At 42.6% G+C, this 16,734-nt stretch carries 11 protein-coding genes; 6 read left to right on the forward strand and 5 right to left on the reverse strand.

Features of this window, described 5'->3' with window-relative positions; genetic code table 11:
* Window positions 1-144 precede the first annotated feature (144 nt).
* Window positions 145-681 (reverse strand): serine O-acetyltransferase, encoded by a 537-nt coding sequence (locus tag NST15_RS05390; RefSeq protein ID WP_017360201.1) that lies wholly within the window; start codon window positions 679-681, stop codon window positions 145-147.
* A gap of 387 nt (window positions 682-1,068) precedes the next feature.
* Here NST15_RS05390 and NST15_RS05395 point away from each other — a divergent pair, with 387 nt between their 5' ends.
* From NST15_RS05395 to NST15_RS05420, 6 genes are read left to right on the forward strand one after another with little or no spacing between them, the layout of a single operon-like run.
* Window positions 1,069-2,415 (forward strand): aspartate aminotransferase family protein, encoded by a 1,347-nt coding sequence (locus NST15_RS05395; protein ID WP_035392469.1) that lies wholly within the window; start codon window positions 1,069-1,071, stop codon window positions 2,413-2,415.
* Window positions 2,402-3,898, forward strand: a complete 1,497-nt coding sequence (locus NST15_RS05400) for an aspartate aminotransferase family protein (protein ID WP_046343150.1) — start codon at window positions 2,402-2,404, stop codon at window positions 3,896-3,898. Before NST15_RS05395 ends, NST15_RS05400 begins: the two co-directional genes overlap by 14 nt.
* Entirely contained in the window at window positions 3,895-5,676 is a 1,782-nt protein-coding gene (locus NST15_RS05405; RefSeq protein ID WP_342498920.1) for an IucA/IucC family protein, read from the forward strand. The genes NST15_RS05400 and NST15_RS05405 overlap by 4 nt, the downstream gene beginning before the upstream one ends.
* Entirely contained in the window at window positions 5,673-6,227 is a 555-nt protein-coding gene (locus NST15_RS05410) for a GNAT family N-acetyltransferase (protein ID WP_007499091.1), read from the forward strand. The genes NST15_RS05405 and NST15_RS05410 overlap by 4 nt, the downstream gene beginning before the upstream one ends.
* Window positions 6,202-7,551: a lysine N(6)-hydroxylase/L-ornithine N(5)-oxygenase family protein gene (locus tag NST15_RS05415; RefSeq protein ID WP_342498921.1), complete on the forward strand. Its 1,350-nt coding sequence runs from the start codon at window positions 6,202-6,204 to the stop codon at window positions 7,549-7,551. Before NST15_RS05410 ends, NST15_RS05415 begins: the two co-directional genes overlap by 26 nt.
* 13 nt (window positions 7,552-7,564) lie before the next feature.
* Window positions 7,565-9,379, forward strand: coding sequence for an IucA/IucC family siderophore biosynthesis protein (locus NST15_RS05420; RefSeq protein WP_017366993.1), 1,815 nt, complete (start codon window positions 7,565-7,567; stop codon window positions 9,377-9,379).
* A gap of 45 nt (window positions 9,380-9,424) precedes the next feature.
* Here NST15_RS05420 and NST15_RS05425 read toward each other — a convergent pair whose 3' ends face one another.
* The 4 genes from NST15_RS05425 to NST15_RS05440 all read right to left on the reverse strand — a co-directional run bounded on the left by NST15_RS05425 (window position 9,425) and on the right by NST15_RS05440 (window position 16,686).
* Window positions 9,425-10,282 (reverse strand): GNAT family N-acetyltransferase, encoded by an 858-nt coding sequence (locus NST15_RS05425; protein ID WP_035392462.1) that lies wholly within the window; start codon window positions 10,280-10,282, stop codon window positions 9,425-9,427.
* Between the two features lie 97 nt (window positions 10,283-10,379).
* Complete coding sequence (locus tag NST15_RS05430; RefSeq protein WP_342498922.1) at window positions 10,380-11,288, reverse strand: anti protein; 909 nt, start codon at window positions 11,286-11,288, stop codon at window positions 10,380-10,382.
* Between the two features lie 144 nt (window positions 11,289-11,432).
* Window positions 11,433-14,861 carry a methionine synthase gene (gene metH, locus NST15_RS05435; protein WP_282900486.1) on the reverse strand — a complete coding sequence of 1,143 codons (3,429 nt, stop codon included), beginning with the start codon at window positions 14,859-14,861 and terminating at the stop codon, window positions 11,433-11,435.
* Window positions 14,845-16,686 (reverse strand): bifunctional homocysteine S-methyltransferase/methylenetetrahydrofolate reductase, encoded by a 1,842-nt coding sequence (locus NST15_RS05440; protein ID WP_342498923.1) that lies wholly within the window; start codon window positions 16,684-16,686, stop codon window positions 14,845-14,847. The genes metH and NST15_RS05440 overlap by 17 nt, the downstream gene beginning before the upstream one ends.
* Window positions 16,687-16,734: the final 48 nt, after the last annotated feature.

A 16,734-nucleotide genomic window follows, 5' to 3' on the forward strand; every position in this document is an offset into this window, starting at 1 on the left:
TTTTACTTCAAGTTGCTACCGATTGATGGTTTGATGGCGCCAAGCATCATAAGGATAAAAGGTGTTGGGCTCGGCATGATGATCCTCATGTTTATCCATCTTATTTTATCTCATGTGGCTCACTGCTTTGGTCAAGTAAGTCCTTCATAAAGAAGGGCTTTTTTCTTTTATTTTTTGAGCAGGGACACCTGCAATGACAATCCGCTCTTCATGAAAGGAGCGATTCACTACTGCATTTGCTCCGATGGAAATATGATTCGCAATATAAATGTTTCCAAACAGTTTAGCGCCAGGGCCGATCCATACATGATCTCCGATGACGGGCACATCTTTTTCATGATGGTTTTGACCGATATTCACGCCTTGATGAATATCACAAAACGCTCCGATTTTGGCGTGCTTGTTCACAATCAACAGCCCAGTATGGTTGATTCTGAGCCCAGGTCCAAATACACCAATTGGGATATCAAAGCCAAGCTGCATGCCTTTCTTTTTATGTAAGTAACGATAAAACCATTTGCGTAACGTAGCACCGCTATTCGTATAGTACTCATATTTTCGTAAATATCTTTGATATTTCCAAATATCATCCCCAAGCCACTTTGGTCTTTTTCGATTGATGGCAAGTGCTTTCTGATCTTGTGCCAAGTAGTGGTGAAGGTCATGCTTCGTTAAAATCATCAGATCTCCCTCGATTCCCTTTCGTTTCAGAGAAATTATACCATCATAACCATTTATATCAAGATAAAATAACGTTCATTTTTTGTTTTACTACATTCATTTCATTCGGCCGTCCCATATCAAACAAGGGAGCTACAACGCATAGAGCAAAAGAACCAGGAGAATTGATTTGTAATTTTTTTCAACATTTTTCATCATCAAACGTTACATCGCCCTTATGGCTGTAGATGTTTGTAAAAAATACACGAAATTACTCGTTAAAAAGAGAATATAGCATTCATATGCTTTTAGAATCATCTTTTTGAATACAATTGACTTTCGTATCTTACATCCTCTAGGCTAGTAAATGAAAATGATAATCTTTATCAATTGGAGGAGTGTTTTATTATGTCCATCAAAACCGTTTCTAAAAATCAGCAATTTTTAGAGCAACAAAGTCAAAGAGAATCTAATGCAAGGTCTTACCCGAGACGGTTCCCATTAGCCATGCAAAAAGCCGAAGGTATGATCGTGACAGATGCAGATGGTAGAGAATTTTATGACTGCCTAGCAGGTGCAGGAACACTTGCCCTTGGTCACAATCACCCGGTTGTTATAGATGCTATTGAACGTATGCTTCATGAAAAAAGACCGTTGCATACGCTGGACATCACTTCAGAGATTAAAGAAGAATTTGTGAATGAGATTTTTTCTCACTTGCCAGAAGAGTTTGCAAAAAGAGCAAAAATTCAATTTTGTGGACCAACTGGTGGTGATGCTATAGAAGCAGCAATTAAATTAGTCAAGACAGCGACGGGAAATCGTTCCATTCTATCATTCCACGGAGCATATCATGGTGCTACGCATGGCACGATGTCATTAAGCGGCAACTTATCGCCAAAGGAAAAAGTACAAGGATTAATGCCAGATGTTCACTTCCTGCCTTATCCATATGAATACCGCTGCCCATTTGGAATCGGCGGTAAAGACTCACATCGCATTTCCAGTTCTTATATTGAGCGTGTATTAAATGATCCTGAGAGTGGAATTCTCCCGCCAGCAGGCATGATCTTTGAAGCGGTGCAAGGGGAGGGCGGCTCCATCCCGGCATCAATTGAATGGATACAAGAAATGAGACGAATCACAAAAGAAAAAGGAATTCCACTTATTATTGATGAGGTTCAATCAGGCATCGGCCGAACTGGTAAGATGTTTGCCTTTGAACATGCTGGTATTGTGCCAGATGTCATTGTGTTATCAAAAGCAATTGGGGGAAGCCTTCCGCTATCCGTTGTGATTTATGACAAAGACTTAGATCAATGGAATCCAGGTGCACACATTGGCACGTTTAGAGGAAATCAAATGGCGATGGCAGCTGGAACTGCTACGCTTAAATATATAAAAGAAACCAATCTGCTTGATCATGTAGAAGCGCTTGGTCAGCGTATGCAGGCCAATCTAAAAGACATTCAAAAACAAGTGCCTGCTCTCGGTGATGTGCGAGGAAGAGGATTAATGATTGGTGTTGAAGTTGTGAATCCAGATGAGAAACAGGATGTGGACGGCAGTTATCCAGCAAATCCAGAGCTAGCCAGTCTCATTCAAAAGAATTGTTTTGATAAAGGCTTAATTGTGGAGACAGGAGGCCGTTTTGGAAGTGTGATTCGATTCTTACCGCCTTTGACCATGACAGAAGAACAGCTTGAAAAAGTCATCACGATTTTTAAAGAGGCAGTTTACGATGCAGTCAACTAAACCATCTGTCGATTCATTATTTATTCAACAAAGCCAGCTTGGGAGGGAGTCCTTCCAAGCGGCTCTCTACACATCCATCGACAGCTTACTGGCAGAGTGGCAAACAAGCAGAGGACCGTATAGCGGAATATTGCCTGGGAAATTAGCGACTCATGTCGAATCGTTATTCCAGATTCAACCGGCTGGTGAATCCATTGAGTCTGTTTTTCAAGATATAAAAAATCACCTTTTACCGCATTTGGTTGATGTGTCACATCCTAAATGCCTGGCACATTTGCATTGCCCACCTCTTATCCCTGCTCTGGCAGCAGAGGTGATCGTAAGTTCCTTTAACCAATCAATGGATTCCTTTGATCAAAGCGGCATTGCATCTTTGGTTGAGGAGGAAATCCTCAAGTGGTTATGTGAAAAGTTTTCTTATGGAGAACGAGCAGATGGGACCTTTACGAGCGGTGGAACCCAATCTAACTACATGGGACTGCTTTTAGCAAGAGATGCATTTTGCGAAAACACTTGGCAATGGAATGTACAGCAGAAAGGGTTGCCGAGTGAGGCAAACCGTATGCGGATACTTTGCTCCAAGAATGCCCACTTCACTGTGAAAAAATCAGCATCTCAGCTAGGTTTAGGTGAGCAGGCTGTTGTGTTAGTTGAGACAGACGAACATCACCGAATGGACCTGCATGATTTGCAGAAGAAGCTTATGGAGCTTAAGGAGCAGGATTTGCTTCCATTTGCAGTCGTGGCGACTTGCGGGACAACTGATTTTGGCAGTATTGATCCTGTACGTGACATATATGACATGGTGAAGCCTTTCGGTTTGTGGATTCATGCAGATGCTGCCTATGGAGGAGCGCTTGTATTAAGCAAAACCTTCCGAGGAAAATTAGATGGCATCGAGCTGGCTGATTCGATCACGATCGACTTTCATAAGCAATTTTATCAGCCGATCTCCTGCGGGGCATTTCTACTAAAGGATAAAAGACATTTTGGTTTGATTGATTACCATGCAGATTATCTCAATCCAAAGGAAGATGAACTGGAAGGCATTCTGCATCTCGTTAATAAATCTGTTCAGACGACGCGCCGGTTTGATGCGCTAAAACTCCTTCTCTCTCTGCGTATGATTGGAGAAGAAGGATTTGCAAGTATCATTGACCATACCATCCATTTTGCGAAAGATGTGACTACGTTGATTGAGAAAAATGAGCATCTTGAGGTGATCAATCCTGATCCAGAAATCAATGCAGTCGTGTTCCGTTTTATGGATGATCATCAAGCAGATGACATCAATAAAATCATTCATCGCACACTTTTCCAAACAGGAACGGCTGTCGTAGCAAAAACAGTGGCCAATGGTCAAACATGCTTAAAATTCACTTTGTTAAATCCGAGAACGACTATTACACATATTGAGGAAATCCTTTCTGACATTGTTGATATCGGGATCGCTCATATTCAATCCGGGAGGGTACTACGTTGAGTCAATATAAACAAATGGCTGAAAATGCAACGATGCAAAGTTTTTTAAACTGTTTTTTACGTGAAACAGGAATTGATCGATCTGCAAAGAAAGAGACAAAAGCAGACGGCTCACTTGTATTTGTAGCAGCATTAGCAAAACAAGATCTTGAGCTTGTCATTCCGATTCGATATTTTTCGCCTGTAGGCCGTCATCTCTTTGATTTTCCCGTTCGCTTTCGCCCGCAAGGCAGTGAGCAACAGGGAACGATCGTCGATTACACCACACTTGTTGCTTTATGTTCAAAGGAACTTCTCATTGAATACGGCCGCACAGATGCAGAGGATGAGTTCATGCTTCGCATCATTTTAAGCTGCCGGAATATTGAACGATTCATCAGAGAGAGAGAAAGTGATCGAGCAGCTCTTTCTTCAGCTGATTTTGAATATATCGAAGCGGAGCAGTCACTTCTTCTTGGGCATTTAACGCATCCTACACCAAAAAGCAGACAAGGAATGACAGAAGAGGAGGAAGCGATTTATTCTCCTGAGCTGAAAGGCTCTTTCCAGCTTCATTACTTTAAAGCACATCCGTCAATTGTGCTTCAGGATTCTTCTCTTTCACAATCTGCGGCAAGTCTCATGTTTGAGGAGCTCATGCGCCAGATGCCAGAAGAAAAAGAGAGACTGACGACGTTAACAGAAGGCGGTGAATATGTCCTGATTCCGATTCATCCGCTACAAGTCCAAGTGGTCATGGAGAAAGCGTTCGTCAAGCGTTATATAGAGGACGGGATGCTGACGTATTTAGGGCCGCTAGGATCTGAATACACAGCGACATCTTCCTTTAGAACGGTCTATCAAAAAGACTCTGCGTACATGCTTAAATTCTCTGTCCCTGTAAAGATCACAAACTCTTTACGCGTTAACAAACAAAAGGAACTTGATCGTGGAGTTGAGATGTCACGTATCTTAAAAACAGAATTAGGCGTTTCTTTATATGACAAATTCTCTGGATTCCGTGTGATTGAAGATCCTGCGTATCTATCTATTCAAGGGGATGAGGCGGAATCTGGCTTTGAAGTCGTCATTCGTCAAAATCCATTTTTGCATCATGAAAAAGGGGCAAGCTTAATTGCAGGGCTATGTCAGGATCATGCATACGGAGGAAAATCAAGGCTTTCAGGCATTATCCATGAATTAGCAGACGCTGAAGGCAGATCAACAGAAGATGTCAGCCGTGATTGGTTCACACAATATTTATCGATTGCGTTAGAGCCGATGCTTTGGCTGTTTGAAACGTATGGACTTGCCCTTGAAGCCCATCAGCAAAATGCTGTCGTACAGCTAAAGAATGGATATCCGCACACATTCTATTATCGTGACAACCAAGGCTACTATTATAGCGAATCGAAAAAGGATCAGCTTGCGAAGCTTGTTCAAAACTTAAGCGTCAGAAGTGAAACCATTTGTGCAGACGATGTAGCGGTTGAGAGACTGCGTTACTATTTCTTCTTTAATCATTTGTTTGGTCTTGTGAATGGTTTTGGTACAGAGGGGCTTGCAAAAGAAGAAGATTTATTAGCCCTGATTAGAGACACACTGATTGCGCATGAAGAGACATATGGTGCATCTGAGCTGACGAACAGTCTTCTCCGGTCACAGGAACTGCCTTCAAAAGCGAACTTACTCACGCGATTTGAAGATATGGATGAGCTGACCGGTTCTTTAGAAACTCAATCCAGGTACACGTCTGTATTGAATCCGCTCTTTTTACATAAGGAGGCGCTGATTGGATGAGGCATCGAATTGGGTTCATTCGCGCTGAATATGAACGGGACGTCCAGCTTGTCCACAAGTGGATGCAAGAAGAGTATGTCCACCCATTTTGGCATTTGAATATTCCATTTCCTGCTTTTGAAAAGCACTTTTATCAGGCCATTCATGATCCGCATCAAACCCTTTATTTAGGAACCATTGATGGAACGCCGATGAGCTATTTTGAAGCATACAATGTGAAAGGGGATATCATTGAATCGTACTATGAGCCTTCTCCGCATGATCAAGGCATTCACCTGTTAATTGGAGAGCCAGATTATGTAGGGAAAGGATTTGCGGCTCCGCTGCTTCAAGCCATGACAGCATTTCAGTTTGAGCAGAACAAACGAACAGAAAAAATCGTGGCTGAGCCAGATATTCGGAACGAAAAAATGATTCATGTCTTTGAAAAGTGTGGATTCGAACGTGTGAAACCAGTCACTTTACCAGATAAAACAGGTCTTTTGATGTTTTGTCATCGAGATCGATTTGAAAGGAAGTATAACCATGACGCGGTTCAACAAGCAAAATAATGTAGTGGATGTCATTGGGATTGGCATTGGACCATTTAACCTAGGGCTTGCTGCATTATCTGAAGAAGTAAACGAAATTGACGCTTTGTTTTTTGAAAGAAGTGAAGCGTTCCACTGGCATCCAGGTATGCTCATTGAAGGGACTACACTTCAAGTCCCCTTTTTAGCGGATCTTGTCAGTATGGCGGATGTGAAAAGCAAATATAGCTTTCTCAACTATTTGCAGGAACAAAACCGTTTGTATTCATTTTACTTTCTAGAAGACTTCCATATCCCGCGCAAGGAATATAGTCATTATTGCCGCTGGGTCGCGGATCAATTAGATTCTTGCCGATTTGGCATGAATGTCGAATCTGTCTCCATCGTTGAAAAAGCTGGAGAAAAACGATATGAAGTGCATGTCCGTCATGTGAAAGATCAAACGGTAGAGGTGTTTGAAAGTAAGCATCTTGTTTTAGGTATCGGCACACAGCCTGCGGTACCAGCACCTATTCAGCCAGCTTTAGGGGATCGGGTGTTTCATTCTGCTGATTACTTGAAACGAAAGAAAGAAGGCTGTTTTAAAGGAAAATCCGTGACGGTCATCGGTTCTGGTCAAAGTGCGGCAGAAGTATTCTATGACATTTTATCAGACGATGAGGCGAAGGATATTCATTGGTTTACACGCTCTAAAGGGTTTTTCCCAATGGAATATTCAAATTTGGGTCTTGAGTATTTCTCTCCAGACTATATTGATTTCTTTTATGAGCTTCCGCAACCTAAAAAAGATGCGCTATTAAAGCAGCAAGATTTGCTGTATAAAGGCATCAGCTCAGCGATGATCCGAGATATTTATCACTTGCTTTATGAACGTTCTGCTTGCGGAGAGCAGCTGAACACCGTGCTGCAGGCGATGACGGAGGTCAATTTGATTGAGGAAACGAGGGACGGCTTATCGCTTTCATGCAATCAATGGGTCAAAGAGGAATCCTTTACGCATGAGACAGACATTGTCGTCTTGGCAACGGGCTATCAATCTGTATTACCGCCATTTATTGATCCGATTTCCCATCATATTCAGTGGGATCATCAAGGACGCTTCCAGGTTGAACGTGAATATCGATTGAAAACAAATACATTAGGTGAAAATGATATTTTTGTACAAAATGCAGAGCTTCATACACATGGAGTAGGCGCACCAGATTTAGGGCTAGGGGCGTACCGAAACAGTGTCATTATCAATGAACTGGCTCGTCGACCTGTGTATCCACTTTATCAAAAGCATGTTTTCCAGACATTCGGTACACATAAACACGCAAATACATTTGAAGAAATCAAAGGGTAAGGAGGATGAACCGATGAGTATACAAGATGAAATGAAAAAAGCGGTCAATCCTGCTGCTTGGAAAAAAGCAAACCAGCGAATGGTGGCAAAAATGCTGTCCGAATATATGTATGAGGATATGCTTCATCCCGTTCAGCTAAATCATCAGGATGGCATCGCCCAATATGAATTAATCATTCACGAACAGAAGAAATATCGTTATCTCGCAAAACCTCGTTTGTTTGATAGTTTTGATACGATTGCTGAATCGATCGAGTGCTGTCAAGACGGAACGTGGACAAAGGATGTTAGTGCCATTGTGTTTTTACTAGACATTCAGCCGATCATCCCAATGTCTTCTGAAACAACTGGCCATCTGATCAAAGAGCTTCACCATACCTTGTTAGCTGATGTTCATTTGCTGTCGAAAAAAGCACTTCGTGCAGATGAGCTGACGGATACAGATTACGCATGGATTGAAGGCGAGATGACTGGTCATCCGTGGATCGTCTATAACAAAGGGCGTATTGGGTTCAGCTACGAGGATTACTTAGCCTATGCACCTGAAAGGCAGGAATGTGTGCAGCTGTCTTGGATTGCTGTTCACCGAGAGCTTGCGACTTTCCATGCGGTCGATCATGAGAACTATGAGCACATCATTGCCAAGGAATTAGACGAAGTCACGATTCGTCAATTCCAACGTGTGTTAAAGGATGAAGGGCTGAATGCGGCTGATTATTATATGATGCCTGTTCATAAATGGCAGTGGACACATATGATCATCCAACATTTCCCCGAAGATTTAGCGATGCGCCGTATTGTGTATTTAGGAGAAGGGCTGGATCAATATATTCCACAGCAATCGATCAGAACCTTTACGAACATCTCAAATAAAGGCAAGCATCATATTAAATTGCCAATGAGTATTTTAAATACGCTAGTGTACCGGGGGCTCCCATCAGAACGTACGGTGATTGCTCCTCGTATTACAGCGCATATTAAAGGCATCGCCGATCAAGACGTCTTTTTGTCCGATGTATGCCGCGTCATTTTACCAGGTGAGAATGCGAGTATCAATGTTGATCATCCTTATTACAGCAAGCTACCTGGTGCGCCATATCAATACCTTGAAATGCTTGGAGTCATTTTTAGAGAAAGCATTTATACGTATTTAGATGAAGGGGAGAGCCCTGTTACGCTGGCGGCACTGACGTATGAAGATCATGAAGGCGAGCCTTATCTGAAGCAGCTCATTGAAAAATCGGGTCTGTCAGCAAAAGAATGGATGGCGTCATTCTTCCATGTTGTCATGCCGCCGCTTCTGCACTTTATGTATCAATATGGCACGGTGTTTTCACCGCACGGACAAAATACAATTCTTGTATTAAAAGATCATAAGCCGCATCGTTTGGCGATCAAAGATTTTGTTGATGATGTGAACATTAGTGATCAACCGCTGCCTGAATTGGCTTCATTAGAAGAAGATCTAAAGGAAGTGCTGCGTAGTGAGCCGCCTGAGGGTCTTGTACAATTTATTTTTACGGGCCTGTTTATTTGCAATCTTCGTTACGTGTCAAACGTGTTAGACAATCACAATCTGTTAGATGAAACGACGCTTTGGCGCTTGCTTGCAGAAGAAATTCAGCAGTATCAAAAGCAATTTCCACAACTAAAAGATCGTTTTGCTTTATTTGATCTATTCCAGCCTCAGCTGACAAAGCTTTGCTTAAACCGTAATCGCATGATTGATTATGGCTATGGAGATGGAGATGACCGGCCGCATGCATCAGAGCATGGCAAGGTCACAAATGCACTCGCTCAAGTCCTCTCATCCGTAGGCGAAAAGTAAATAAGAAAAGCTGTAGACAACATCTGTCTACAGCTTTTTGATTTTTTAAGAAAATGCTTGTGAGGCCAGGAAATAGAGAAGCGCAGGATCGTTCTGCTTTTCGTTCCCGCGAATCATCATAAAATGTGCGACGTTTGTTTTCGTAAATCCTGCTTCTACAAGTGATGCATGCAGGCGTTCAGCTGTTTCTTCCTGCATATCTAAACGAAAGGCGCCAGAATAAGACGTGAGAAGTGATTGAATGAGTAATAGCGCCGTTTGTTCATCGTTTGCTGCAAGCGGGCCAATCATCAGATTAGCTGGTGTTTCCACACCAAACGCGAAGCCGGTGATTTCGTGGTGTTCATCCTTTGCGATCAGTTTAAATGCTGCTCGCTCCATTCGTTTTATTAAGAAGTTTGATCGATTGGTTCCTGCGCCTTTTTCATCCAGTCTTTCAATAGACGGGAGGTGCGTTTCATCAGCGGGAAAAAGATGAATCTGATGTGACGGATGAAGCGCACTAGGGTTTGTTTTTTGTGCTTTGTATGTATGAATATAACCGGCTGTCTGAAAGCCGATTTTTTCATAGACTGGCTGTCCTTGTACAGTAGCCGTTAAAACGACAGGGACACTTGGATCACTATGACGAAGCAGTGTGTCAATCATTTGACGGGCAAGACCGAGGCCTCGATGTGTCTCAGATACAATGACCGCTCCAATTGATGCCACACTGTCATACTGAAAAAGTCCAGCGCATGAAATGACTTGTCCTTCAGTTGTTGTAAAACCGGTAAAATGTCCATTTGTTAAAAGAGATGTGAGCTCTTCCGCATTGTAATCAGGCCAATCGACCTCTTTTGACAATGCGACAAGGTCTGGTATGTCATCAAGGGTTAAAGATCGTTGAATAACGTTTGGCAATACACGCAACTCCTTCTTAGCTGATTTCTCTCTATGTATCGTACCATAAGAACGCATAAGAAAAAGGAAAAGGGGATACCTTTTCCTTTTGTCTAGTTTAATAATTGAGGTCACGGTTGTATTCATATTCAAAGGTGAGCTGTAAGTTCTTAATTGAGACAACGCCTACTTTGATTAACCGTCCACCGATCAATTGAGGAACCTCGGTTGCATTAAAAGAAACAAAAAAGCGGTCTTTTGCTGGCACTTGACTTGTTTTATAAGAAGAGATGTCAACTTTTTGACCGTTCCAAGGTACGTTCACTGTTCCGCCTTTTAAGGAAGAGACGGTGAATACATAATTATATGCATTTGTACTACCTTTTTCAGCTTCTAATGACAAGCCAGTGACAACGGCATCCTGCGGCAAGCTGCTTAAATCAAAAGAAGAATTGGGAGATCCGGCTTCATTGAAACTATTCAATGTGGCAGGTGATCCATATCGTTTCGTTGTGCCTTTTTCAATACTTTTATCAAAGACAATACGATACATGTTGTCCTCTTCATTTAATAATTGCTTTGGTTTGACGGCTAAATAGTAGTCAGTACTGGCGGCAATTTTCGGCATATGGATGATTTCATTTTGGTTGTTTGTCCGCACAGAGGAAGACACGAGTGACCCGCTCTGATTGTAAAGATAAAGATCGAAATCATATCCAGCTTTCACATTGACGAGTTTGATAGAAAAGCGGCCATCTGCTCCATCAAATTTAGAGCTGGTGAACCGGTAAAAATCAATGTCATTCATAGAAGAGATACTGCCTTCGTGATATAAATAGGTCTTGTTTAGATGAAGAGAGTGCTGTAAGAATTGAGCTTTGTCCATCGTATCATTGTTTGCATAATCACTGTCTGGATACAGATGCTCCAATTCTTCTGTATAATATTTTGTTTGTTTCGTAGACGTTTCACTTGCTTGAGCAGGTGATTGGAAAAGAGGGCTAGCGATAAAGAGGCCTGTAAGCAATAAAACCCCGATCTTCTTTTTGAATATGACAAACATCTCCTTTTAAGTAAATAACTTTCATTTATAATATCGGTAAATAAACGTATTTTTTCATATATATTCCATTTTTATTTATAAAAAGAACCTCCAATTCAGGAGGTTTTTTTAGTGAACGTTAAAATATCGAGCTTCAGGATGAGAAACGACAATGGCTGAAACGGATGCTTCAGGCTCCATCATAAACCCTTCTGTGAGATGAATCCCGATTTTTTCTGGCTGCAGCAGGTGAAATAGTTTTTCTTGGTCTTCTAGATTAGGGCACGCTGGATAGCCAAAGGAATAGCGCTGACCTTGATATTTGGCTTGGAACCGTTTCTCCATCGTGAAATCGACTGGGTCTGGGAATCCCCATTTATCACGAATTACTTGATGCGTTCGTTCAGCCAAGCCTTCTGCAAGCTCAAGTGCTAAAGCTTGGACCGCATGCATTTTTAAATAGTCACCCTCTTGTTTAAATTGCTGCGCAACTTCTCGTATGCGGGCACCAGCCGTCACTGCAAATAAGGCGATATAATCTTTCTCGTTCTCTCCGGTTTTCCGCACATAATCAGAAATAGACCGGTACGGAAGTTTTTCCTGTCTTGGAAATTGGAATGTCTCAATGACGCGGTCAGGCGCTTCTGGATCATAGATATGCAGGTCATTCCCATTTGAATTGGCAGGGAAGAATTGATAGACGAATGCAGGTGCAAACCAGTTTTTCTCTCTGCCTTCTTGAAGAAGATCTGTGATCAGCTGTTTTAACTCCAATGCTTTTGGATGCTGTTCAGCCAAGAGCTTTTTGACCTTTCCTTTTAAACCGAGGTGATGGCCGATCAGCATTTGCTCATTGACATAGGGCATTATGTGGTGCAAATCAATATCCCGTACATAATGGCGTTTCGTATTTTCTGGCGTGAATATCGCTGCCTCCGGAAGTGTCGCGCGTTTTTCTAGTAATTCAATCACAGCTTTTGGCTGCGTTGTTTCTTTTTCCTTATGGAGCGTTTCTTGATCCTCTAAGGGTTTTGTTTGAAATTGAAGAGGGTTCGTTCTTAATTCATTCGCTAAAGACAGACCGTCCATTGCATCTTTGGCGTAAAGGACGGGGCCATCATATTGAGGCGAAATTTTCATCTTCGTAAACTTCCGTGAAAGCGCCGCGCCGCCCACCAAAATGGGAACAGAGATGTTTGCTTTTTGTAAATCTTGAGCGGTCAAGACCATTTGCTGTGCTGATTTGACAAGTAAACCTGATAGTCCAATCATATCTGGCTTTTCTTTTTGCACCGCTTCAATCAATGTTTGTGGGGTTACTTTGATTCCGAGATCGACGACTTGAAAGCCATTATTGCTCAAAATGATGTCGACCAGGTTTTTCCCTATATCATGGACATCTCCTTTGACGGTGGCGAGGAGAATCTTCCCTTTGCCGCTTGCGTCCTTTTTCTCCATAAATTGCTCAAGGTATGAAACAGATGCTTTCATGACCTCAGCGGATTGAAGCACTTCAGCTACAATCAATTCGTTTTGATTAAAAAGGCGCCCAACCTCTGACATTCCCTGCATTAATGGTCCATTGATGATATGAAGAGGTGATTCAAATTTCTCCAAAGCAAGGGCAAGGTCATCAATCAGGCCTTCTTTCGTCCCTTCGACGACATAGAGTGCCAGTCTTTCATCAAGCGATAAGGAGATCTTTGGTTTCTTCTCTGTTTTCTTTTTCCCGCGATAAAATTGTGTGAACTCAGCAAGGGTTTGATCATTTGTTTCATAAAGTAAAGTTTCAGCCAGCTTGATTTCTTCCTTTGGAATTGAAGCGAAGCGTTCAAGCTTTTCAGTATTCACGATCGCATAATCAAGCCCTGCTTTGACGCAGTGATACAAATAAACGGCATTCAATATTTCTCTACCAACTGGCGGGAGTCCGAAAGACACGTTACTAATGCCTAAAATGGTGAGACATTCAGGCAGTACTGCTTTGATTCGCTCAATGCCTTTAATCGTCTCTTCAGCAGCACCAATATACTGTTCGTCTCCAGTACCTACTGGAAAGACAAGCGGGTCAAAAATGATATCACTCGCAGGGATTCCATATTTTTTCGTGAGCAGGTCATGGGATCTTACGGCAATTTCAAGTTTTCGATCTGCTGTGACGGCCATCCCTGTTTCATCGATTGTTCCAACAACAAGTGCGCCGCCATATAGCTTGACAAGCGGAAGAATCTCTTCAAAGCGCTCTTCTCCATCCTCTAAATTAATAGAATTAATAATGGCTTTTCCTTGAGAATACATGAGTGCTTTTTCGATGACATGTTTATCGGTTGAATCAATGACAAAAGGAGCTTTCACTTTTTTCATGGCTTCTTTTAAAAAGCCTTCCATGTCTGCTATCTCATCACGATCAGGGTCTGCTAAACACACATCAATGACGTGAGCGCCATTTTTCACTTGAGCACGGGCAATTTCTGCTGCCTCTTCAAACTTTTGTTCTGCGATGAGCCGTTTGAATTTGCGTGAACCAATGACATTTGTGCGCTCACCAACAAAGAGGGGGCGCATCGCTTCTTCATAAATGAGGGGCTCGATTCCTGATACGGTATGCGGTGATGACTCATGCGACATGCTGCGGGGCTGAAGCGGACGTACTTCATCTGATAATGCCTGAATATGTGCAGGCGTTGTACCGCAGCAGCCGCCAACGATATTTAACCAGCCTTCTTTTGCAAAAGCGGCGATTTTTTTAGCAAGCGAAGCAGGGGATTCGTGATATTGTCCTTCTTCATCAGGAAGACCAGCGTTTGGATAGCAGCTGACAGCCGACTTTGAGATGGAGGAAAGTGTACGGATATGGTCTGTCATAAATTCTGGACCAGTTGCACAGTTTAGTCCGACGCTGATTGGTTTCATATGCTCAAGTGAGATATAAAAGGCTTCAATATCTTGACCGGCAAGGGTGGTGCCCATTGGTTCGATCGTCCCTGACACCATCAGTGGTAGCTCAATACCGGTTGCGTGAAAGGCTTCTTGAATGCCTTTAAATCCAGCTTTGACATTCAGCATGTCTTGACTCGTTTCTAAAAGAAGAGCATCACATTTCCCATCAATCAGGGCGCGGGCTTGTTCTTCATAATTTGCAACGAGCTCTTCAAAAGTTGTGCCGCCTGTTACGGATAATGTTTTTGTAGTGGGCCCCATTGCGCCTACTACAAAGCGGGGCCATTCTGGTGTCGACAAACGGTCTGCTTCACGCTTTGCCAGCTGAGCTGCTTTTACGTTCAATTCATAGGCGAGGTGGCCAAGTCCATATTCATCGAGAACGAGCTTCGTCGCACCGAATGTATTTGTTTCAATGAGGTCAGCACTTGCCTCTAGGTATTGCCGGTGAATCGTGGAGATAATGTGAGGGGCTGTGACGTTTAAATATTCGTTACAGCCCTCATACTCTTCTCCACCGAAATCCTCTGCTGTGAGATCGGCGTTTTGAATCATTGTGCCCATTGCACCGTCAAGGACGAGGATGCGTTTTTTGAGCTGTTCAGTGATAGTTGGCATGGATGTTTGGCTCCTTTTCTTTCTGATGGATGTAAGTTGTCAGTTCTGCTGTTAAATCTGATCGAAGGAAAGGGGTAATTAAATAGATACCATTAAACAATTCGCAAGCTGTATCTAATAAAGAGCGGGCAATCGCTAACCCTTCTGTCCGCTGCTTTTCTTTATCTTCGCCTGCCTTGGCCATAATCTCACGAATCGAGTCAGACAATTTAATGCCGGGAATTTCATGATGAATAAACTCTGCGTTTCGGCTGCTTGTTAGCGGCATAATACCGATGTAAATCGGTTTATCCAAATGTCTGCTTTCTTCATGAATCTTCACAAGCTGTTCCTCAGAGTATACAGGTTGTGAAATAAAATAATCGGCACCGTATTCGATTTTCTTTTCGAGGCGTTTGACCGCTTTATCAATATGACGGACATTTGGATTAAACGCGCCAGCCACTGAAAAATTGGTCTTTTTCCCGAGCGGCTTCCCGGAGAAAGATAGTCCCTCGTTAAATTGTTTGATCAGACGGATCAAATCAAAGGAGGTTAAATCATACACAGATGTCGCACCTGGGAAGTCTCCAATTTTAGACGGATCGCCTGTGATGGCTAAAATATCGGTTAGTCCAAGTGTGTCCAGCCCCATTAAGTGGGATTGGAGTCCAATCAAATTGCGATCACGACATGTGATATGGACAAGTGAACGCATATCAAGCTGCTGTTTTAATAAAGCGCCGCATGCCACATTGCTAATACGCGGGGTAGCTAGAGAGTTATCGGCCAGCGTGAGGGCATCAATGCCTGCACTTTTTAATTCGTTCGCTGCGACGAGGAATTTTTCAAAGTTCAGCTTCTTCGGTGGATCCAGCTCGACGATAATTGAACGTTTTTTCACAGCCAGCTCGTCAAGACCTGGTTCTGTCCGTTGATCTTGGATGGAAATGATTTCTTCTTTTAATACTTTCACTTCTTTTTCGGTAATAGGTGCTAAACCTTTGACCGCCTCAGCCATAGCACTAATATGCTGAGGGGTTGTTCCGCAGCAGCCTCCAATGATTCGTGCGCCCTGATTTCTAAACTCAATTGCACTTTTTCGGAAATAATCATTATCTGTATCATAGACGAGTCTGCCTTCTTCAAGGGAGGGGAGACTGCTGTTTGGATAGACAGATAAATGAGAATTTTCCAAAAGTGGAACACCTTCAAGTGCCTGAATCATATGATAAGGGCCTAATCGGCAGTTAATGCCGACGACATCAGCGCCAAGTGAGGATAATTCAGATAAACCGTCTTTTAGCGGTGTACCGTCCTGCAATACACCTTGCTCATGCATGGAGACGTTCATGACAATCGGAAGCGCTGTTTCTTTGCGAGCAATCTCAAGAACGGCTTTTGCTTCTTCAATATCGTAATATGTTTCAAGCAGTAATCCATCAGGCTCTTCATTTAAAAGGATATAGAGCTGTTCTCTAAAGCTCCGTTTAATCTCGTCTAAAGAGTAGGCATTTTTGTTAAATGTTCGAATGCCGCCGATCGTTCCGAGGACATAAGCTGAGCCAGCGGCTGCTTTGGCAATTTGTACAGCTTTTGTGTTAATGCGTTTTGTTTCTTCTTCTAAACCGTAGCGGGATAGTTTAATATAATTCGCACCGTATGTGTTCGTTTGAATAATGTCCGCTCCAGCTTGCACATATGCTTCGTGCACTCTTTTGACTTCATCTTCTTTTGATAAATTTAATTCTTCAAAGCAACGGTCAATGCCATAAGAGTATAAAAGTGTTCCCATTGCTCCATCAGCAATCAGTACGCGATTTTGTAAGTCTTGTAATAGGCCCATTGGTTTCCTCCTTATTTCTATGTAACAAAAAAAGCCTTCTGATAAGAA

The sequence above is a fragment of the Bacillus sp. FSL R5-0820 genome (genome assembly GCF_038593385.1).
Lineage (GTDB): Bacteria > Bacillota > Bacilli > Bacillales > Bacillaceae > Bacillus > Bacillus altitudinis.

Bases quoted from the DNA above. Each gene is read 5' to 3' on its own strand.
- NST15_RS05390 (WP_017360201.1), bottom strand. From the start codon at position 681: ATGATTTTAACGAAGCATGACCTTCACCACTACTTGGCACAAGATCAG.
- NST15_RS05395 (WP_035392469.1), top strand. From the start codon at position 1,069: ATGTCCATCAAAACCGTTTCTAAAAATCAGCAATTTTTAGAGCAACAA.
- NST15_RS05400 (WP_046343150.1), top strand. From the start codon at position 2,402: ATGCAGTCAACTAAACCATCTGTCGATTCATTATTTATTCAACAAAGC.
- NST15_RS05410 (WP_007499091.1), top strand. From the start codon at position 5,673: ATGAGGCATCGAATTGGGTTCATTCGCGCTGAATATGAACGGGACGTC.
- NST15_RS05415 (WP_342498921.1), top strand. From the start codon at position 6,202: ATGACGCGGTTCAACAAGCAAAATAATGTAGTGGATGTCATTGGGATT.
- NST15_RS05420 (WP_017366993.1), top strand. From the start codon at position 7,565: ATGAGTATACAAGATGAAATGAAAAAAGCGGTCAATCCTGCTGCTTGG.
- metH (WP_282900486.1), bottom strand. From the start codon at position 14,861: ATGCCAACTATCACTGAACAGCTCAAAAAACGCATCCTCGTCCTTGAC.
- NST15_RS05440 (WP_342498923.1), bottom strand. From the start codon at position 16,686: ATGGGCCTATTACAAGACTTACAAAATCGCGTACTGATTGCTGATGGA.